The sequence below is a fragment of the Pseudomonas sp. PF05 genome (assembly GCF_056521845.1).
Genome location: NZ_JBWLPW010000001.1, coordinates 935,012 through 955,952 on the forward strand (window position 1 = coordinate 935,012; position 20,941 = coordinate 955,952).

The 20,941-nt window shown below is 60.0% G+C and carries 15 protein-coding genes and 3 pseudogenes; 10 read left to right on the plus strand and 8 right to left on the minus strand.

The annotated features are described in order from the left end of the window. Positions 1-51 precede the first annotated feature (51 nt). The 5 genes and pseudogenes from AC09SL_RS04175 to AC09SL_RS04195 form a co-directional block, all read left to right on the plus strand. Complete coding sequence (locus AC09SL_RS04175; protein WP_058542118.1) at positions 52-939, plus strand: LysR substrate-binding domain-containing protein; 888 nt, start codon at positions 52-54, stop codon at positions 937-939. 211 nt (positions 940-1,150) lie between these two features. Then, positions 1,151-2,323 carry an ABC transporter substrate-binding protein gene (locus AC09SL_RS04180; RefSeq protein WP_058542119.1) on the plus strand — a complete coding sequence of 391 codons (1,173 nt, stop codon included), beginning with the start codon at positions 1,151-1,153 and terminating at the stop codon, positions 2,321-2,323. Between the two features lie 1,294 nt (positions 2,324-3,617). Continuing rightward, a pseudogene (locus AC09SL_RS04185) lies at positions 3,618-4,670 on the plus strand (sensor histidine kinase); the annotation flags it as partial. 207 nt (positions 4,671-4,877) lie between these two features. Beyond that, a pseudogene (locus AC09SL_RS04190) lies at positions 4,878-5,213 on the plus strand (response regulator transcription factor); the annotation flags it as partial. Positions 5,214-5,732: 519 nt separating this feature from the next. Further along, positions 5,733-6,074: pseudogene (locus AC09SL_RS04195) on the plus strand (ATP-binding protein); the annotation flags it as partial. A 53-nt stretch (positions 6,075-6,127) separates the two neighbouring features. Here AC09SL_RS04195 and AC09SL_RS04200 read toward each other — a convergent pair. Further along, complete coding sequence (locus AC09SL_RS04200; RefSeq protein WP_058542121.1) at positions 6,128-6,637, minus strand: Lrp/AsnC family transcriptional regulator; 510 nt, start codon at positions 6,635-6,637, stop codon at positions 6,128-6,130. A gap of 199 nt (positions 6,638-6,836) precedes the next feature. Here AC09SL_RS04200 and AC09SL_RS04205 point away from each other — a divergent pair, with 199 nt between their 5' ends. The 4 genes from AC09SL_RS04205 (at position 6,837) to mdeB (ending at position 11,594) form a co-directional block, all read left to right on the plus strand. Then, complete coding sequence (locus AC09SL_RS04205; protein WP_058542122.1) at positions 6,837-7,853, plus strand: 1-aminocyclopropane-1-carboxylate deaminase; 1,017 nt, start codon at positions 6,837-6,839, stop codon at positions 7,851-7,853. A gap of 105 nt (positions 7,854-7,958) precedes the next feature. Next, the gene (locus AC09SL_RS04210) at positions 7,959-8,420 is read left to right on the plus strand and encodes a hypothetical protein (protein WP_058542123.1); all 462 of its coding nucleotides are present in this window, start codon (positions 7,959-7,961) and stop codon (positions 8,418-8,420) included. Between the two features lie 55 nt (positions 8,421-8,475). Further along, a complete protein-coding gene (locus AC09SL_RS04215; RefSeq protein WP_058542124.1) occupies positions 8,476-8,898 on the plus strand; it encodes a hypothetical protein in 423 nt (140 codons plus the stop codon). Next, on the plus strand, positions 8,895-11,594 hold the full coding sequence (gene mdeB, locus AC09SL_RS04220) for an alpha-ketoglutarate dehydrogenase (protein WP_058542125.1): 2,700 nt from the start codon (positions 8,895-8,897) through the stop codon (positions 11,592-11,594). The genes AC09SL_RS04215 and mdeB overlap by 4 nt, the downstream gene beginning before the upstream one ends. A 158-nt stretch (positions 11,595-11,752) precedes the next feature. Here mdeB and AC09SL_RS04225 read toward each other — a convergent pair whose 3' ends face one another. The 7 genes from AC09SL_RS04225 to AC09SL_RS04255 all read right to left on the minus strand — a co-directional run bounded on the left by AC09SL_RS04225 (position 11,753) and on the right by AC09SL_RS04255 (position 19,783). After that, complete coding sequence (locus AC09SL_RS04225) at positions 11,753-12,898, minus strand: M20 family metallopeptidase (RefSeq protein WP_058542126.1); 1,146 nt, start codon at positions 12,896-12,898, stop codon at positions 11,753-11,755. Continuing rightward, complete coding sequence (locus tag AC09SL_RS04230; protein WP_058542127.1) at positions 12,895-14,319, minus strand: M20 family metallopeptidase; 1,425 nt, start codon at positions 14,317-14,319, stop codon at positions 12,895-12,897. Before AC09SL_RS04230 ends, AC09SL_RS04225 begins: the two co-directional genes overlap by 4 nt. Further along, positions 14,316-15,305, minus strand: a complete 990-nt coding sequence (locus AC09SL_RS04235) for an ABC transporter ATP-binding protein (protein ID WP_058542128.1) — start codon at positions 15,303-15,305, stop codon at positions 14,316-14,318. The genes AC09SL_RS04230 and AC09SL_RS04235 overlap by 4 nt, the downstream gene beginning before the upstream one ends. After that, on the minus strand, positions 15,302-16,318 hold the full coding sequence (locus tag AC09SL_RS04240) for an ABC transporter ATP-binding protein (protein WP_058542129.1): 1,017 nt from the start codon (positions 16,316-16,318) through the stop codon (positions 15,302-15,304). The genes AC09SL_RS04235 and AC09SL_RS04240 overlap by 4 nt, the downstream gene beginning before the upstream one ends. A gap of 32 nt (positions 16,319-16,350) precedes the next feature. Next, the gene (locus tag AC09SL_RS04245) at positions 16,351-17,253 is read right to left on the minus strand and encodes an ABC transporter permease (protein WP_014338928.1); all 903 of its coding nucleotides are present in this window, start codon (positions 17,251-17,253) and stop codon (positions 16,351-16,353) included. 9 nt (positions 17,254-17,262) lie between these two features. After that, positions 17,263-18,180, minus strand: a complete 918-nt coding sequence (locus tag AC09SL_RS04250; protein ID WP_058542130.1) for an ABC transporter permease — start codon at positions 18,178-18,180, stop codon at positions 17,263-17,265. Positions 18,181-18,262: 82 nt separating this feature from the next. Further along, positions 18,263-19,783, minus strand: coding sequence for an ABC transporter substrate-binding protein (locus tag AC09SL_RS04255; RefSeq protein WP_058542131.1), 1,521 nt, complete (start codon positions 19,781-19,783; stop codon positions 18,263-18,265). A gap of 187 nt (positions 19,784-19,970) precedes the next feature. On the opposite strand from AC09SL_RS04255, the gene AC09SL_RS04260 reads away from it, so the two are divergent. Next, the gene (locus tag AC09SL_RS04260; protein WP_058542132.1) at positions 19,971-20,888 is read left to right on the plus strand and encodes a LysR substrate-binding domain-containing protein; all 918 of its coding nucleotides are present in this window, start codon (positions 19,971-19,973) and stop codon (positions 20,886-20,888) included. The last annotated feature ends 53 nt before the right edge of the window (positions 20,889-20,941 follow it).

Here is a 20,941-nt window from a genome sequence, read left to right on the forward strand (position 1 = left end):
TTCAGTGACTAAACATCAAGGTGGATGCCTAGACTTGCCTCAGGAAAACCCATGCGTCGAAAACTCCCTAGTAACGCCGCCTTGATAGCCTTTGAAACAGCCGCCCGTCATGGCAGTTTCGCCCGTGCCGCAAACGAATTGGCCTTGACCGAAGGCGCCATCAGTCGGCAGATAGGGCGCCTGGAAGCCTTTCTGGGCGTTACGCTATTCGAGCGCGTTGGCAACCGCGTGCGGCTTTTGCCTAACGGTGAGCGCTACGCTGCCCAAGTGCGCGAACTACTCGACCGGCTCGACAGGGACAGCCAGTATTTGATGGGCCAGCCCAACGATGGCGCAAGCCTGGATATCGCCGTCAGCCCAACTTTTGCCCTGCGTTGGCTAATTCCTCGGTTGTCCGGCTTTGGCGAGCAACACCCGAATATCTGCGTGCACCTCTCGGAACGTATGGAACCGTTCGTACTTGCCGGCAGCGGCTTCGATGCCGCTATCCATTTTGAGCACCCAGCTTGGACAGGCATGCATACGCACCGCCTGTTGAACGAAGTGTTAATTCCGGTCTGTCATCCTGACCTCCTGAACCCTGGCAAGCAGGCAACGGCTCTGGATTCACTGCCGCGATTGCACCGCCGGCAGAACCCGGATGCCTGGCAGCGCTATGCCCAGGAAACCGGGATTGTCCTGAGCAACGCAGCGATGGGAGCACGCTACGATTTGCATGCGATGTTGATCGAAGCCGCACTGGCTGGTCTCGGCGTGGCACTTGTACCGCGCTTGTACGTGGAAGCAGAGCTGGCGCAAGGCCGGCTGGTTGCGCCATGGCCGCAGGAGACGAATGTTGCCAAGACTTTTTGCCTCGTGTTACCCGAGCCCCTTGAGCTGAGCCGCGTGCCCATCCAGGCATTTGCGCATTGGCTTTTGAAGGAAGCACAGGTGAAGTAGGGGCGTGTAGTGGTGTCAGTACCGGGTCGATTCCGTAGGCCACGCTAGTATTGATCACCCCCGGGTGACAGTGTCGGTGCGCGACCAGGGGCGCTCAGTTGGCTGAAATCCTTCCATGGCCGCGCGAAGCGGGCACGTTGAGACTATGCTCATTGCCACTGCAGGCAATGTACTGGTTTCACTTGTCGCCCCCCCAAGGAAAGGAGTCTGTATGTGGCTGGTTCTTCATGCCCGGTTCCATTATTTGCACGGTCGAATGCGCAGTCTGGTAACGCCGGTCCGTCGGCATACTTCGATCACCCACAAAATCTTGTGGTGCTTCACCGGCTGCGTGACCGGGCTGGCGATGGTTGTCACCCCTCCAGTCCAAGCTGCCGACGCGGGCATCGCCGGCGGCCCTACCGCAAGCTATAGCATTGGCTTCAGCAACTCCTACGCGGGCAGCGATTTTCGCAAGGTGATGGTGCGCAACTGGCAGGAGATTGCGGACCAGGCGCAAAAGGATGGCTTGATCCGCGAGGCGCCGGTGGTCAGCGCCAATAACTCGGCATCGGAACAGGCGGCCCATGTCCAGGACATGATCGTCAAGGGCGTCAATGCCATCGTCATCCTGGCCGCGTCCGACACGGCCCTCAACGGGGTAATCCGCGATGCTTGCAACGCCGGCATCGTGGTGGTCGTCATGGCCAGCCTGGTTACCGAACGCTGCGTCTATACCGTGGACTACAACTGGGCCGCCATGGGCCGCGTGGAAATGGATTACATCGCCAAGCGCCTCAAGGGGAACGGGACGCTGCTGGAGATTCGTGGCATTGCCGGCGATGCCACCGATAAAAACATCAGCGACGGCATTCGCACGGCCGCCAGCGACTATCCGGGCCTGAAGTTCGCCAAGACCGTCTACGGGAACTGGACCGCTTCCGTCGCACGCAAGGAGGTGGCGCTGGCGCTGCCGTCACTGCCCAACATCGATGCCGTCGCGACTCAAGGGGGCGACGGTTATGGCGCGGCCATGGCGTTCAAGGCGGCGGGACGTCCTTTGCCGATCATCGTGATGGGAAACCGTCAGGATGAACTCGCCCTGTGGAAACAGGAGCGCGATGCCAATGGCTATGAAACCGTTTCTGTCTCCGCTTCTCCGAGCGTTTCCCAGGTGGGGTTCTGGGTGGCCCAGCAGATTCTGGCGGGCAAGCAGGTGCCGAAGTTCGTCGAGGTGCCGCTGGTACGCATCGATGCGAAAGACCTGGACGGCTGGCTCGCAACGATGCCGGTGGGTGGCGCGGCTAATCCTCCCTACAGTCAGGCTTCCGTTGCGGCGATGATCGACGCGGCCATCAACAATACGGCGCCGCCAGCGCCTTTGCCGGAGGTGACGAAGCAGTAGTGGCAGGCGTGGAGCGAGGAGGCGAGGCGCCATGTTGACATTCAAATCCTCCACGGACAGGCCCATTGCCGTCAGGATTGGCCTGGCGGTCGCCGCGCTGGTGTTCCTGATGCTGGTGGTATCGCTGGTGAACCTCTATGGCCTGCGAGGCATGGTTCGCGCGGTGGATTCCGCCAGCCATTCCGCGGAAATTCTGGCTTCGGTCAACGGGGCCACCGGGCGGGTGGAAAACTTCATCGCCACCCGCGACCAGGAAAGCCTGTCTCAGGCCGAAGGCATGGTGGCGACGGCTATCGCCGGCCTCACCGCCATTGCGGTGGAAGAGGCGCAGTCGCTCAAAGGCAGTCTGGAAAGGCTCGCCGCGGCAATCGCCGCCTTGCGGGCGGCGACCCTGACCATGGATGGCGAAACAGAGAACATGACAGCCCACTACGGGCGGATGCGGGAGGCGACGATCCTCGTCGAACAGGGCATTGCCGATGGGCTGAAGGGGATTGATTCGCGCGCCGCCGAGCACGAGGCGCGGGTGAGCCGCATCGAAACTGCTCATCGCATTCTGGATATCCTGCGCGACGGTGAACGGATCATCATCGCCAATGTGGCCAAGATGCTGGTGTCCGGTGATGGGGCGGCCTTCACCGCGGCGCGCAACACTTGCGCGGCACTCCCGCCGGTGATCGAGCAATTGCGCGAGCTGATGGAGGCGCCGCAGGAGCGAGAGACTTTGGACCAGTTGGCGACGGCGGTCGCTGCGGTCAGCCAGGCGGTCGAGCATTTTGGCGAGGCGCCCAAGCTTTGGGGAGACGAGGCTTTGCGGCATCTGGCCGCCGTCGAGGATGTGGTCGAGCGCCTCGATGCCATGTTGGGTGAAGTGGACGAGGATGTTTCCCGTGACGCAAATGACATTCAGGCAGCAACCGGTTTGCTGCACAATGCCGCCGCGTTGTCCAAGCGTTTTGCCGAGCGTGTTGCCACCCTGGAGGCGCAGACCTTGTCGTTTCGCCTGTCGCCGTCGGCTGAGGTCGCCGGCTCGATCGGCGAGATCCTGGACGAGCTCTCCCGTCTCTCTCGCGTTCTCCCTTCGTCGGTGGGGCTGCAAGCCAAGGCTATCCCCCTGACTGTCAGCGATCAGATTGCCGGCTACCGGGCGGCATTCGCCAGGTTCCATCAGGCGAGCAACGCCTTGAGCGGCGCGCGCGACCAGGTTCGCAACGAGGCACGGAGCGCCGGCCTGTTGGTGGCGCGCTTCGCTGGCCAAGCGCGCTCCGGCGCCTTGATCCACAATGATCGCGGCATGTTTGCGACGATCGTTGCGGGTACCGTCGCCATCCTGCTAGCCGGCGCCATCGCCTGGAGCACGTCGCGATTTGTCGCACAGCCCATCGTGGCCCTGGCCTCGGTCATGCGCCGACTTGCGGCCGGCGACCTGAACGCCGAGATCGCCAGCGCCGGACGCGGCGACGAGATTGGAATCATGACCCGCGCCGTGCGAGTGTTCCAGGAGAATGCCTTGCGCATCCGGGTGCTGGAGGCCGAGGCCGAGGCCGAACGACAGCAAGTCCAGGCCTCTTTGGAAAGAATGGTCGCCGAACGGACTGACACGCTGCACCAGCAGACCGAGGTGCTGGAGGCGCAGGCTGTCGAACTCATTCAGGCGCGCAACCAGGCCGAGGCGGCTAACCAGGCAAAGAGCGATTTCGTGGCCACGGTCAGTCACGAACTGCGCACCCCCCTGACCCTCATTCTCGCCCCCCTGGAGCAGCTCTCGGCGGCGACCATCCCGCCGGCGGACTGGCATGTGCAAGTCGACCGCGCCCAACGCAACGCGCTGCGCTTGATGAACCGGGTGAACGACATCCTCGATTTTTCCAAGGCCGAAGCGGGCAAGTTCGAGTTGTGCCCAACGCCAATTGACTTGAACAAGTTGGTGGGTGTGCTGGCCGAGGATGCCGCCATGGTGGCCGAGGGCAAAGGCTGCACCTTGACCTGCAGCATTGATCCCGCGCTCGGCACGGTGTTCCTGGACCCCCGGCACTTCGAGAAGATTCTTCTCAACCTGGTCAGCAACGCGATCAAGTTCACGCCCGCGGGCGGTACCGTGCACCTGGCAGTCACTGCGCTTGATGGCGAGCGATTTGAACTCGCGGTGCACGACTCAGGTATTGGCATTGCGCCTGACAAACTGCCGCTGCTGTTCCAGCGTTTTTCTCAGATCGATAATTCCGCTACGCGCCACTACAGCGGCACGGGCATCGGTCTCGCCCTGGTCAAGGATCTGGTCGAACTGATGGGGGGCGAAGTCGGCGTCAACAGCGAGCCCGGTCAGGGTTCGTGCTTCTTTGTTCGACTTCCGCTGGGGACTGAGCAAAGCACTGTACCGACCGAAGCCAGCAACATGCACGAGCTAACGTCACCGAGCACTACAAGCACAACCGAGCAGCGCCACCTGCGTTTCGACGACGGTCGCCTTGGCATTCGCAATGACCGGGCGCCGATGGAAGAAGCGGACGAGCAGCACCCGGAACACGCCCTGCGATCCAAAGTGCTCGTGGTAGACGACAGCCCGGAAATGCTTGGTTATCTCAGCGAACTGTTGCACGACGACTACAGCGTCGCTACCGCAGTGGATGGAGAGCAGGCCTGGGCAGTCCTGCAGCGTCGCCCCATCGATGTCGTCGTCTCGGATGTGATGATGCCGAAGCTCGACGGCTTCGGCCTGACTGCCAGAATCAAGGCCAGTGCCGGTTTTGCCCATTTGCCCGTGATCCTGGTGACCGCCCGCGGCGGTAGCGAGGCCTGCGTCTCCGGGCTGGAGAGTGGCGCCGATGACTATATCGCCAAACCCTTCTCGCCGCTGGAGCTCAAGGCTCGCGTACGCGCGGCGCTACGCATGAGCCAGGTGCAAACCGAACTGCATGCAAAATCCCGTCAGGCGGGCATGGCCGAAATCGCCACGACTGTGCTGCACAACGTCGGCAACGTCCTCAACAGCGTGAATGTATCGGCAGAACTGGTCAGCAGCCAGATGCGCACCTCCAAGGCCCAGGGATTGGGCAAGGTGGCTCAACTGTTGAGCGAACACGTCCATGACCTGAGCGATTTTCTCACTAGAGACCACAAAGGAAAGATGCTGCCTGACTACCTGCTCAAGCTGGCGAAAATGGTGACGGCGGAGCAACAGGGCATCATCGAAGAACTCGGGCAACTCACCAAGGGCATTGACCACATCAAAACCATTGTCGCTGCCCAGCAGTCCTATGCCGTCGCCGTCAGTATTGTCGAGACAGTGCCGGTCGCAGAGTTAATCGACGATGCCTTGCGCATGAGTGCTGGATTACTGGCGCGCGAGGAGGTGACGGTGGTCAAGGAGATTGACGACTTGCCCCTGCTGCCCTTGGACCGGCACCGGATGCTGCTGATTCTGGTGAACCTGATCAACAATGCCAAGCAGGCGTTGGACGGCGTGATCGATCGCAGCCGATGCGTCACGTTCGGCGCGTCCCTCGCTGACGGGGCAGTATTGCGTATCACGGTGGCCGACAACGGCAATGGGATTGCGCCTGAGCACCTGACGCTTATCTTTTCCCATGGTTTCACGACGCGCAAAGACGGTCACGGTTTTGGCCTGCATAGTTGCGCGCTGGCCGCGCAGGAAATGGGTGGCAGCTTGAGCGTGCGCAGCGACGGGGTCGGACAGGGCGCTACCTTTACCCTCGATATTCCCCTTGATGCGCCGCTGAGTAAGCGATGACCGCCGAACCGGCACATTCTACGGGTCGATGATATGCCGGGCTGACCGGAGCCTCAAAGAGGGATGTGGGTTGTCGACAGGACCTGGCGCAATCCCATGAACGAGCGAATCTGGCGAACCCCGGGCAGGTAAAGCAACTGCTCCGCGTGGAGCCGGTTGAAACTGTTGCTGTCCTTGGTGCGCAGCAACATGAAGTAGTCGAACTCCCCCGTCACCACATGGCACTCCATGCAGCCGGACACTTTTTGCGCGGCGGCCTCGAATGCGGCGAAGGATTCCGGCGTGGAGCGATCCAGCACTACGCCGATCAAGACCACCATCCCCGCATCCAGCGCTTCATTGTCCAGCAGCGCGACGATGTCCTTGATCAGGCCGACCTGCTTGAGCCGTTCAACGCGCCTGAGGCAAGCAGGGGCACTCAATTTCACCTTCTCTGCAAGCGCCACGTTGGAGATGGAGGCATCTCGTTGCAGGGTCTTGAGAATGGCGCGATCGGTTCGATCCAGTGGATGCGGCACGGGGTCTGCGGTGCCCGGCTTCTTGTGAGTATTTGTTGCTTTCATATCGGTTTCTACGCAATGAAAGTATGTTTTGTGTGACTTTATGGAAGTTATGTTTCTTGAAGTGATGGAAACTTGCAACACATATTTTTTGGAATCTTCTTAATATTGAACTCATCGAAGCCCTCCTGAAAGAGCCTGGAATGCGGCCCTTTTTCCTTTCGGTCTGGCGCTTGGATATTCAATATCAAGGAGCAGAGTCATGAACCTGAATCGTTTTAAACGTTACCCATTGACCTTCGGTCCTTCGCCCATCACGCCCTTGAAGCGCCTCAGTCAACACCTGGGTGGCAAGGTCGAGCTGTATGCCAAACGTGAAGACTGCAACAGTGGCCTGGCCTTTGGTGGGAACAAGACGCGCAAGCTCGAATACCTCATTCCCGAAGCGATCGAGCAAGGCTGCGATACGCTGGTCTCCATCGGTGGCATTCAGTCGAACCAGACCCGCCAGGTCGCTGCCGTCGCTGCCCACTTGGGCATGAAGTGCGTGTTGGTGCAGGAAAACTGGGTGAACTATTCCGACGCAGTGTATGACCGCGTCGGCAACATCGAGATGTCGCGGATCATGGGCGCTGACGTGCGGCTTGACGCAGCAGGCTTCGATATTGGCATTCGGCCAAGTTGGGAAAAGGCCATGAGCGATGTCGTGGAGCAGGGAGGCAAACCGTTTCCGATTCCGGCGGGTTGCTCCGAGCATCCCTATGGCGGCCTCGGTTTCGTCGGCTTTGCCGAAGAAGTGCGGCAGCAGGAAAAAGAACTGGGCTTCAAGTTCGACTACATCGTGGTCTGCTCGGTGACCGGCAGTACGCAGGCGGGCATGGTTGTCGGTTTCGCCGCTGACGGTCGTTCGAAGAATGTGATTGGTGTCGATGCTTCGGCCAAGCCGGAACAGACCAAGGCACAGATCCTGCGCATCGCCCGACACACCGCTGAGTTGGTGGAGCTGGGGCGCGAGATTACGGAAGAGGATGTAGTGCTCGATACGCGTTTCGCCTACCCGGAATATGGCTTGCCCAACGAAGGCACGTTGGAAGCAATCCGACTGTGCGGCAGCCTTGAAGGGGTACTGACAGATCCGGTGTACGAAGGTAAATCGATGCACGGCATGATTGAAATGGTCCGTCGGGGTGAATTTCCCGAAGGTTCCAAAGTGCTTTACGCGCACTTGGGTGGGGCGCCGGCGCTGAACGCCTACAGCTTCCTGTTTCGTAACGGCTGAGCGCAGGCCTGTTGAAGTTCACTGTGGGAGCGGGCTTGCCCGTTCGCACGGGCTCAATACTCATGCAGTAAACGCTCGCGTTCAAACCACGCCGGGAGTACCACCATGCATGCGATATCGCAGTCTGCAATCTGGGTGAAAGAACCGCTGGCGGATACCGGAGTCGTCATCGTGACCAGCGCCGCGTTGCCCAAATACATGATTGACAAGTTGCACATGGCGATCGACGACTGGGACCAGGTTGCTTATCTGGTGGTCCAGCAATCCAGGGCGTTTATGCTCGACTGGTTGCAGTTTGGGTCCAACCCGATAGATGCAGCGGCGGCGACCACCTGCCGGGCCAGCCAACTGCTGCGCGGCCTGTCCAAAGGCTGCTTTTTACTGGATGTCGAAGTCAGCCCGATACCCCGTCTCACCTGGCTGGGATCAGTCTGCGGTCACCCACTGCGTGTCCTCAAACTGGAAGACGCAGCCTCTCATGCAGCGATCGATAAACAGGTGGAAGAGATTTTATCGGTGACCCGGACACTGGTGAAAAGCGGGTTGCAAGAGCGTTGTTTCATCTAGCGAAAGTCATCGCCACACACGCCTGAATTGATTACCCAATGGAGAGGCCACACTCATGAGCCGATCTGCCGACTGTCGTTCTAAAACCATGAAGTGGATGCGTGAACCTTCGAGCCGTACCCGCATCGTTGTCATAGTGTCCGCAATTGACAGTGACCATATTGACCTGATGCATCATGGGTTCAGCTGTTTTGACAATATCGCGCTTGTACAGGTTGAACCTTCGGATACAGGGGCTGACAGGTGCGTTGCAGTACACGTAGCAGGGTGTGCTTACAGCTTTCTCGTTTGCGGTGAACTTGAAGAGTATCTGCTGAACAATCTTTCCATTGGCAACCCGTGCATCTACCAGATAGGGCGAGACAGCTGGGCCGAGCGCTCCGTCATTGACGCGGTAGAGCAAGTCAAAAAACTCGCCCGATTGAGCTATTTGCGCCACCTTGAAGCGTTGCCCGACATTTGCAGGAGCTGTCGATGAACCTGTCCGATATTGATGCCCAATGGTCGGGCCAGACCACTGACGATGCTCAAGAAGTTGCTGAATGGCGGGACGCCTTGCTGTCAGTTATCGCCCATAGCGGCACGGCACAGGCCAAACAGATTCTCGACATGCTGGTGGCTGTGGCAAGCGCCTCGGACATCGGTTGGCGGCCCGGCCATGGCACGCCTTACATCAATACCATCAGTGTTGAGTGCCAGCCGGTATTTCCAGGGGACCTGGCCATCGAAGAACGGCTGGCCTCGATCATGCGCTGGAATGCGTTGGCCATGGTTGCCAGGGCCAACTACGCCTATGGCGAATTGGGCGGCCATATCGCCAGTTATGCCAGCGCGGCGGATTTGTTTGAAGTGGGCTTCAACCATTTTTTCAAAGCGCGAACCGAAGGGAGCGGTGGCGATCTGGTGTTCTATCAGCCGCACTCGGCGCCAGGGGTCTATGCCCGGGCGTTCCTCGAGGGACGCCTGGAAGAAAAGGATCTGCTGCATTATCGGCAAGAGATCAGCGCGCGCGCCAAGGGTGTCCGGGGTCTGTCGAGTTACCCGCATCCTTGGTTGATGCCGGACTTCTGGCAGTTTCCGACGGGCTCCATGGGCATTGGTCCGATCAGCTCGATCTACCAGGCGCGTTTCATGCGTTACCTGGAGCATCGAGGCCTGCAAGACAGCGCCGGGCGAACCGTCTGGGGCGTGTTTGGCGATGGGGAAATGGATGAGCCGGAAAGCATGTCGGCATTGACGCTGGCCGCGCGCGAAGGGCTGGATAATCTGGTCTGGGTGGTCAATTGCAACCTGCAACGGCTGGACGGGCCGGTGCGTGGCAATGGTCGCATCATCGACGAGTTGGAGGCGCTATTTGGTGGTGCCGGCTGGAACGTCATCAAACTGGTGTGGGGCGCCGACTGGGACGGCTTGTTTGCGCGCGATGCGGATGGCGCGCTGGTCAAGGCGTTATCCAACACCGTCGATGGCCAGTTCCAGACGTTCGCGGCAAAAGACGGGCGCTTTAACCGTGATCATTTCTTTGGCCAGAACGAGGCATTGGCGCAGCTGGCACAAGGCCTGACCGATGAACAGATCGATCGCCTGAAACGTGGCGGTCACGACATGGTGAAGATCTTCGCCGCCTATCAAAGCGCACTGCTCGAAGGCAACAAACCCACCGTGATTCTGGCGCAGACCAAAAAGGGCTTCGGCATGGGCGATGCCGGGCAGGGCAAGATGACCGTGCACCAGCAGAAGAAGCTCGACAGGGAGGCGCTGATCGCGTTTCGCAATCGTTTCAACCTGCCGTTGACCGATGAACAGGCCGCCTCGTTGAGCTTCTTCAAACCCGATGAAGACAGTGCTGAAATGCGCTATCTGCACGAGCGTCGCCATGCATTGGGCGGCTACATGCCGTCGCGTCCTTCGACTGCCGAATCATTGGCGGTGCCTGACGTCAGCCGCTATGGCGCGTTTGCCATTGCTGCCGAAGGCAAGGAAATGTCCACCACCATGGCTTTCGTTCGAATGCTCAGTGGTCTGCTGCGGGACAAACAACTGGGGCCGCGAATCGTACCGATCGTGGCGGATGAAGCGCGTACGTTCGGCATGGCCAGCCTGTTCAAACAGATCGGTATTTATTCCAGCGTGGGGCAGCGATATGAGCCGGAAGATATCGGTTCGATCCTGAGCTATCGAGAAGCCCTGGACGGCCAGATTCTCGAAGAGGGCATCAGCGAGGCCGGGGCGATCAGTTCCTGGGTAGCGGCGGCGACCAGCTATTCGGTGCATGGCTTGCCGATGCTGCCGTTCTACATCTATTACTCGATGTTCGGCTTCCAGCGCATCGGCGACCTGATCTGGGCGGCGGCGGATCAACGGGCCCGCGGCTTTCTGCTCGGGGCCACCGCAGGTCGCACGACGTTGGGTGGCGAAGGCCTGCAGCATCAGGACGGCAACAGTCATCTGATGGCGGCGATGGTGCCCAATTGTCGTGCCTACGATCCGGCATTCGCCGGCGAGCTCGCGGTGATCCTGGATCACGGCATGCGCCAGATGCTGGAGCGCCAGGTGGACGAGTTTTATTACGTCACCTTGATGAACGAGAACTACCCGCAGCCGAACCTTCCCGAAGGTGTCGAACAGGCGATTATCAAGGGCATGTATCGGTTTGCCCGGCATGAAGTCGAGGGTGCGCGTGGACGTGTCCAGTTGTTGGGTTCCGGCGCCATCCTGCGCGAAGTGATTGCCGCCGCCGAGTTGCTGGCCAGCGATTGGGGGATCGACAGTCAGGTCTGGAGCGTTACCAGCTTTACCGAGTTGGCACGTGATGCCCGTGAAGTGGAACGTTGGAATCGACTGCATCCTGGACAGCCTTCGCGCAGCAGTCATGTCCAGGCGTTGCTCAACGACTCGGCGCCGATCATTGCCTGCACGGACTACGTTCGCGCCTTGCCGCAGCTGATCGCCAGTTATCTCGATGCCCGTTACACCGTACTGGGCACCGACGGCTTTGGCCGTAGCGATACCCGCGGTCAGTTGCGCAGGTTCTTCGAAGTGGACCGCCACCAGATCGTCTTGAGTGCGCTGACTGCCCTGGTGCACAAAGGGCGCCTCGATGCCAATGTGTGTGCCGAGGCCATTGAGCGGTACGCCATTGATGTTGATGCGGTGGCCCCTTGGGAAGCTTGAGGCCGGCTTCAGATAGAATCGGATTTGCGGGACTTCAGGTGTGGTATGTATATCCGTTCTTTTTGTAACCGCCAGCCGCCGTTACCAAAAAAACGGATATACACACCCCCCGTCCAGAAAAACGCGAATAGATCCCCCCAAAAAAAGCCTCAACTGCCCTAGCCAACAGCCAGAATAGTCGCCACCAACGCCAGAGCGCGAGGCACCAGCGTATCCAGTTCCAGATACTCACGCTCGGTATGGACTTTGCCACCCACCGGCCCGAGGCCACACAGCGTCGGAATGCCCAGGCTGGCAGTGAATCCAGAGTCAGCACAACCGCCAGTGAATTCGCCTTCGACGCTGAAACCCAGCGCCAAGGCCTTTTGTTGGTAGATCTGCAGCAGCCGTTCGCTATGACAGGCTTCCATCGGCAGAAAGGTTGTCGCCTCCTTGAGGATAGCGCGGGTGCCGATCAACTCTTCTTCTGCGACGATGCCCAGGATCGCGGTAAAAATCTGATCCCAGTGCTCGAGTTCGATGAAGCGCACATCCAGCCGGGCAGAGGCGTCAGGCGCGACGGTGTTGCTGGAGGTGCCACCGGCTATCAGTCCAACATTGGTGGTGATGCCTGCCGCGTAATCGGTCAAGGCATGGAGCTTGACGATCTTGCGTGCCAGGGCTTCGATGGCACTGGCTCCGTCGGCATGGTTGACCCCGGCATGCGCCGCGCGGCCGCTGACTTCGATGATCAGCGTGGCGCCGCCTTTGCGTGCGCTGACCACGTTGCCGCTGGCCCGGCCGGGTTCGGTATTGAGCACGGCACGCGCGCCACGGGCGGCTTTTTCGATATGGGTTCTGGCGCTGCCGGAGCCGATTTCTTCGTCTCCGGTGTACAGAACCTGCACCGGATAGGGCAACTGACCGGCGCGCTTGAGAGCCTTGAGCGCAAAGCAATTGAGCACCAGGCCGCCTTTCATGTCGGCGACGCCGGGACCATAGGCGAGGTTGGCGTCGCGGCTGTAGCCGCGAGTCGTGGTGGTGCCTTTGGGGAACACCGTGTCGCGATGGCCCAGCAACAGCACCGGCTTTCCAGAGGCGCCTGGCACTTCGGCGAGCATCACGTCGCCAAAATCATCGACCGGCATGCGCTTGAGCAGGATGCCGTCGGCTTCCAGTTCAGCCGCGAGCAGCGCGCCCACCGCGTCGACGCCCGCCTTGTCGTAACTGTTGGAGTCGGTGTCGACGATACGCTGCAGCAGCGCTTCCATGGCGTGGCGCTGGTCGGCAAGCCAGTCCAGCGCCTGTTGTGGCGTGGCACTCATTGCGCTTGCTCCCGCAACTGATGCTCCTGAGTCAGGCGTGCCGCGTCGTTGCCCAGGTCCCAGAACAGACCGGCCATGATTTGCAGGCTTTCTTTGACCACCGGTGCCAGCAAATGCTCGTTCGGCGCATGTTGCGAGCAGGCCGGGTACGAGTGCGGCACCCACAATGTTGGCAGGCCGAGCACGTCCGCGAACACGTCGTTGGGCAGCGAACCCCCGAGGTTTGGCAGCAGCGCAGGTTTTTTGCCGGTGGTCTGTGTCAGGGAGCTGAGTGCCCAATTGACCCACGGGCTTTGCGGGTCCAGCCGAGTGGCGTGCATCACATCTATGCGGCTTTGCTTGACCTCGACATTGCTGAAGCCATGAGCATCCAGGTGGGCACGAACAGCTGGGATGAAGGTCGTGTAGTCGCTGTTCACCACGAAGCGGATATGGCAGTGGGCATTGGCTTTACCAGGGATCGCATGCACGGGGGCGTCCGGGTTGCCGGTCTTGAAGGCGATGACGTCGAGGGTGTTCCAGCCGAACACCTTTTCGCTCAGCGAGAGCTGCGGGTTACCCCAGTTGGCGTCGATGTCCGGATCGCCCGGCCCGCCACCCACGTCAATGTCGGCCAGTGCCAGGCGAACCGGCTCCGGCAGCGTCTCGGGCTGCAGGCCTGCCACTTTCACCCGGCCCTGTTCATCGATCATGCTTGCGATGGCATTGGCCAGAATGATGCCAGGGTTGGCCAGCAAGCCGCCCCAGTTGCCAGAGTGATGGGCGCCTTCGCGCAAATTGACCACCAGCTCGAAGTTGAACACCCCGCGTGAGCCGAGAAAAATGGTCGGTCGTGATGCCGCCAGGCGCGGGCCGTCCGAGGCGATGAAAACATCCGCCGCGAGCTCTTCGCTGTGGGCGGCACAGAACGCATTCAAGCCCGGGGAGCCTTCTTCTTCGCCCATTTCCAGCAGCAATTTGACGTTAAAGCCCAGCTTGCCGTCGCGAGCCTTGAGCGTTTGTTCCAGCGCGGTCAGGTTGATCAGGTGCTGGCCTTTGTTGTCCGCCGTACCGCGGCCGTACCAGCGATCGCCTTCGACCGTGACTTGCCACGGCGACAGCCCTTCACGCCATTGCGCTTCATAGCCGCGCACCACATCACCGTGGCCGTAGCTCAGTACGGTCGGCAGTTCTGGATGCTCAATGCGTGTGGCGATCATGAAGGGCCCACGCTCTGCCACCGGGTTGTCATAAATCTTGACGCTGAAGCCCATGGCCTTGACATGCGGGGTGATGAAGTCATTGAGATAGCGATACAACTCGGGCTGGCTGTCCGTTGCCTGGCTTTCGGTGGACAAGGCGACGCTACGTTCGAGCAGATTGAAAAAGGCGCCGTTGTCGAATTGCTCTGTGGTGTTGCTGATGGCCAATGAACGACTCATGAGTGGACAAGCTCCAGTGTTTGGGCAGGATTGTCGTGAAGGTGGCAACGCACGTTGCCCCCGATAATGGAATCATTGGCCGGGTAGGCCGTTTTGCACGGTGCGAAGCAGCTCGGGCAGCGCGGGTGGAAAGCGCAACCGGACGGCGGTGACATCGGATTGGGAAAGGTGCCGTGCAGGCCGATCTCGGGAATGCCCAGGTGCGGATCGGGCGTGAGCACCGAATCCAGCAAGGCACGGGTATAAGGGTGGCCGGGTTCAGCAAACAACGATTCGCGCGTACGTTCTTCGACGATGCGCCCCAGGTACATCACCGCGACCCGGTCGGCGAGGTGTTCGATGACCGCGAGGTTGTGGCTGATCAGCAGATAGGTCAGGCCGAACTCGCGCTTGAGGTCTTGCAGCAGGTTGAGAATCTGCGCTTGCACCGACACATCCAGTGCTGAGGTGGGCTCGTCGCAGATCAACACATCGGGGCGCATGATCAACGCTCGTGCGATCGCGACTCGCTGGCGTTGTCCGCCGGACAGCTGGCTCGGGTAGCTGTCGATCACCCGCTTGGGCAGGCCGACCACATCAAGCATCGCTTCGGTCTTCTTGCGCCGCTCGGCGGGGCTGCCGATGTCATGCACGATCAGCGGCAGGGTAATGATTTCGCGCAGTGTCTTGCGTGGGTTCAGCGAGGAATACGGGTCCTGGAATATCGGCTGAATATGCCGGGACATTGCCTTGCGATCAGTCGCCGCCAGATGCTTGCCATTGACCAGCACATCGCCGCTGGTAGGCGGCAGCAGACCGAGCAGCAGCTTTGCCAGGGTACTTTTTCCGCAACCGGACTCACCTACCAGACCGAGGGTCTCGCCACGCATCAGACGCAGGGTAACGCCATCTACGGCTTTCAGGATGGCGGCGGGTTTGAAAAAGCCCTGGTTGATCCGAAACTCGCGACGGATGTCACACAGCTCCAACGTAATGTCTTTTTTCATGACCTTGCACGCTCCTGAAGGCGAATCGGTGCCGGGGCCGGTGCGGCGAACAGGCAGCGCGCCATGTGTCCGTCCTGTTCGACTTCGGGGATGTTCTGCGCGCAGGTCGGTATCGCCTGAGCGCAACGATTGCGGAACGCACAACCTTGCTGCTCGCCCACCAGGCTCGGCACCAGGCCTGGAATCGAACCCAGTGCCTCACCCGGTTTGGTCTGGCCAGGGATTGGAATACTGGCCAGCAGACCACGGGTGTACGGATGCTGCGGGTTCTCGAACAGTTGCAGGGCAGGGGCGGTTTCGACGATTTCCCCGGCATACATCACCGCGACCCGATCGGCGATCCGCGCCACCAGCCCAAGGTCGTGGGTGATGAAGATCACCGCCAGGCCGAGTTCTTTCTGAATATCGCGAATCAGGCGCAGGATCTGCGCTTGAATAGTCACGTCCAATGCAGTGGTGGGTTCATCGGCGATGATCAGGTCCGGTTCGCACATCAACGCCATGGCGATGATCACCCGCTGGCGCAAACCGCCAGACAGTTGATGTGGATACTGCCGCAAGCGCTCGGTGGCATTGCTGATGCCGACTTTCTCCAGCATCTGCCCGGCGCGAACCAGGGCATCCTTGCGCGACACCTTGCGATGCCGGGTCAGCACTTCGCTGAGTTGATCGCCAATGCTGTAGGCCGGGTTCAGCGAGGTCATCGGTTCCTGGAAGATCATCGCCAGACGGTTGCCGCGCAGGTCGCACATGTGCCGTTCGCTCTGGCCGATCATGTCGATGCCGTCCAGCGTCAGCCGTGACGCAGTACGTTTGGCCTTGCGTGGCAACAGGTCCATCAGCGCCAGCGACGTCAAGGATTTACCGCAGCCGGATTCGCCGACGATGCACAGCATTTCACCGCGCTCGACTTCAAAGTTCAGGCCACGCACTGCATGCAGCGTGTCATCCGGCGTTGGGCTGTTGCCCATGGGGATATCCACGCGCAGGTTTTCTACATGGAGTAATGCCATGTTCGGTACCCTCTATGAGTTACGGCCGTCTATCAGTTACGGCCATCGGGCAGGATCAGATCGCGCAGGCCATCGCCGACCAGGTTGATGCCCAGCACCAGAATCATCAGGGCGACACCGGGAATGGCGATGACCCATGGGGAAAAGAACATGTAGGGTTTGCCTTCAGCGATCATCAACCCCCAGGACGGCGTCGGCGGCTGCACACCCACCCCGAGGAATGACAGTGCCGACTCCAGCAGGATCGCGTGGGCCATTTCCAGCGTCGCGACGACGATCAGCGCACCGACCAGATTGGGCAGAATTTCACTGACCAGAATGCGCAGGGTCGAGCAGCCCAGAGCCTGGGCCGAGGCCACATATTCAGCATCGCGAATCTGTTGCACCGAAGCCCTGACCACCACCGCGAAGCGATCCCAGAGCAGGCAGCCGAGCAGCACAATCACCACTTTCAGCGAGCCGCCCATCAGCGAGGCCGAGGCCAGCGCGACCATCACCACCGGCATCGCCAGCCGGGTGGTGATCAAGTAGCTGATAAACGCATCGACCTTGCCGCCGTAGTAACCCGCCAACAGCCCCATGACGGTGCCGATAAAGCCGGAAATAAGCGCCGCCGCAATGCCGATGAACAATGAAATACGAGCGCCGTAGAGCAGTCGTGACAGGTAATCACGGCCCAGCTTGTCGGTTCCCAGGACGTATTCCCAGGTGCCGTTGGCCATCCATACCGGCGGTTTCATACGCAACATCACGTCTTGCGCATAAGGGTCATAAGGTGCCAGCCACGGCGCGAAGAGTGCCCCCGTGAAGATGATCAGCAACAACACCGTGCCGATGGCGAAACCACGATGACGAAAGCTCTTGCCAAGGACTCGGCTCAGGCTGCTGGGCGGTGGCAGGTAGTCATTGATCGCGAGGGTAGTGGGGGTGCTCATGTAAGCCTCCTAGCGCACGCGAATGCGCGGGTCGAGCAGTGCGTTGAGCACATCGGCCAGCAAGGTGAGGATGATGTAGATCACTGCGATGAGCAGGACCACGGCCTGTACGACCGGAAAGTCATCACGGGCGATGGCGTCCCAGGCGAGCTGTCCGATACCTTGCAGGGAGAACACGGTTTCGATCACTACCGACCCGCCGAGCATGAAGCCGAACTCCACCGCCGCCAGGGCGACGACTGGAATCAAGGCGTTGCGCAGTGCATGCTTGAACAACACGCGGGCAGGGCGCAGGCCCTTGGCGCGGGCGGTGCGGATATAATCGGAACTGAGCACATCAAGCATGCCTGCACGGGTCAGACGCATGATTGCCGGAGTCGCGTAATAGCCCAAGGCAATGGCCGGCATGACGAAGTGCAGCAGGGTCGAGTTGCCGGACACCGGCAGCCACTTGAGCGTCACCGCGAACACCACGATCAGCATCAGCGCAAACCAGAAACTTGGCATTGCCTGACCCAGTACGGCAATGCTCAACGCCAGGCGGTCAATCCAGGTGTCGCGTTTGACTGCGGCCAGCACCCCGAGCGGAATCGCCACCAGCAGTGCAATGCCCAATGCCATCGCTCCCAGGCCGAGGGTGATCGGCAGGCGGTTGACGATCAGGTTGTAGACCGATTCCTGAAAGAAAAAAGAGTTGCCCAGATCCAACCGCAGCAAATCGCCCAGCCAGTTGAAGTACTGGGTCGGCAGCGGTTTGTCCAAACCGTACTGCACGCGGATCTGTTCGATCTGTTCGCTGCTGGCTTCCGGTCCGCCAATGGCAGTGGCCAGGTCGCCGGACAGATGCAAAAGAGAAAAACTGATCACCGACACGGTAATTGCAACGCAAAATGCGATACCCAGACGGCGTAGAAGGAATCCAAGCATGGCAAGTTTCCTCGTATCCATTGGCTGATAGGTGTGGGGGGGCCGTAGCGTGGTTAAAACCGCGCGTCACGGCACCTGTCGATTACTTCCAGCTGGACTGAACGAAACGCGGTAGCTCATCCGGGTAGGGCGTGAACGCCAGGTCGGCGGTATAGGCGTAGTTCATCGAGTAATTGAACAGCGGCGCCCAATAGGCTTGCTCGCTGATGCGCTGCAACGCCTTGCGGTAGTTGTCCTTGCGCACTTGCGGGTCGAGGGCGTTGTCGGCGGTCTGCAACCAGCCCTGGACTTGAGGATCCTTGATGTTGTCGTCCGGGTTGCCTTTGAACCAGGTCCCAGCCGACGCCGATGTGTCGAGAATCGAGAACGAACCCCAGGCCTGGAACGATATCGGCACTTTGCCGCCCCGTTGTTGATCGCGCAGGGCGGCGTACTTCAAGTAGCGCAGCTTGGCGTTGATACCCACGGCACGCAGGTTGCCGATGATCGCTTCGACGTAATCACGGTCGCGGTAGGCGAAGATTTCTGTCTCAAAGCCATTCGGATAACCGGCTTCAGCGAGCAGCGCCTTGGCCTTGGCCGGGTCATAGTTGTAGACCGTGGCTGCCGTGGTGTCGCAACCGAACTGCCCCGGATAGCATGCGACTTGCAAGGGTTTGGCTTCGCCGCCCACCAGTTGTGAGGCCAGTGCATCGCGGTTGATGGCGTGGTTGATGGCCTGACGCACCTTAAGGTTTTTCATCGGTGAGTTTTCAGTCGAGGTGCCACGAGCATCGAGGATCAGGAAACCGATGCGCATGGTTTCGCCGCTGGCCACGGTCAGGTTCGGCATGCTCTTGAGGTTGACTGCCTGGTCCGGTGCGACGCGCCAGGTCCAGTCGACACCGCCGGTCATCAGCTCGGCCAGACGGGTTTCCGCATCAGGGATCACCCGGAACTTGAGGTGGCCGATATGCGGTTGGCCTTGTGGGCTGTCCTTGAAGTAGTCCTTATTGAGCGCCATGGTCACGCCTTCGCCTGCCACTACTGACACAGCTTTATAGGGACCGGTGCCAATCGGTTTACGACTGAATTCAGCCAGGCCGACTTTCTCGAAATACGTTTTGGGAAACATCGGTACGGCGTTGGACAGGTATTCCAGTGCCGCGGGAAAAGCTTTTTTCAGATGAAGACGGACGCCGTAGTCACCGGTTTTTTCCGCGCTTTTGATCCAGTCGACGTTTTGCACGGTAACGACTTTCGCTTCGGGCGACACCACGTAGTTGAGGGTGAACACCACGTCGTCGGCGGTGAAGGCGTCGCCGTTGTGAAATTTGACGCCTTTGCGCAGCTCAAAGTCGATGGTGGTGTCGTCGACCTGTTTCCAATGGGTGGCCAGCATGGGTTTGTATTCGCCGCTTTTGGGATCGCGGTAGATCAGGTTGTCCCAGATCAGCCGGCCGAGAATCACCCCTTCGCGTAAATCGTTGTGATAGGGGCTGACGTTTTCGGGCTCGCTGTCGGAAGCGTAAACCAGGGTGTCGTTGGCTTTACCGGCATGAGCCGGAAAACTGCTGATGAGGCCCATCAGCGCAAAACTGCAGGCGAAACCTTTGATGCCCATGCCGTCGTCTCCGTTGGCGAGAGTGGTTGAATCAAAGGGCAGCGAATCGCAAATGCGGTAAACGAGGAGGAGAAGCTCAGGCGTAGTTTTTTTTGGTCTGGACACGAATGTAGGGAAAGGCTATCAATGCCACAAGCACAATCTTTCGATACTTGCTTTGCCGAAAAGGCAATCCTCGGGGGCTCCGATGCAGCTGTATGGCGTGCAATCCACGGCGTTGCGCTATTTTCTGGAAGTCGCGCGGTGCGGATCGATCAGCGAAGCGTCGGTGCGGCTCAATGTTGCAGCGTCAGCGGTAAGCCGCCAGATTTCCAAGCTTGAGTTGGCCCTGGATGCCAGCCTGTTTGAGCGTCGTGCCCGAGGCATGGTGCTCAGCGAGGCGGGGGCCCGACTGGCGGCCTATGCGCGCAAGTCCCAGCTTGAGGCTGAGCAGGTGGTGCTGGAGATTACCGAACTGCATGGCTTGCAGCGCGGCCATGTGCATGTTGCCTGCTCGGAAGGGTTTGCACTGGAATACATGCCCAGGAGCATCAGCGCGTTCAGGCGTGAGTATCAGGGCATTCATTTCACCTTGGAGGTCTGTGCGCCTGCCGAAGCGACCGAGAAGGTGCGTTCCGGCGAAGCCGACCTGGCGATGACCTTCAGCCTGACGCCGCAAAAGGAAATCAAGGTCGAACATGTCCTGAGCGGGGCGATTTTTGCCGTGGTCGCCAATTCCCATCCCTTGGCCGGGCGTGAAGCGGTCAGCCTCGCTGAGCTGCAGCCCTGGCCCATTGCGTTGCCCAAGGCCGACACCACGATACGGCAACTGTTCGACATCTGTTGCGGTGTACAGGGGCTGTTGTTCGACCCGGTGTTGACCACTAACTACGTTGCCGCGCTCTATAGCTTCGTCCGCGAAGAAGGCGTTATCAGCCTGGCCAGCGAAATGACCTTGCAAAAGCAGGTGGCGGACGGGGTCCTGCAATGCGTGCCGATCCTTGACGAAGGCATGCAGGCACGGCGCATCGAACTGCAAAGCATGGCAGGTCGCAATTTACCGGCAGCGGTTTGTGCCTTCAGGGATTTTCTGATTGCGGATCTGGCGAAAGCGAAGCGTCGCTGAAAAAGAGGCACTCTGTGAGGCTTCGGTGGGGCAGACCTTGCTCCGACATGGGC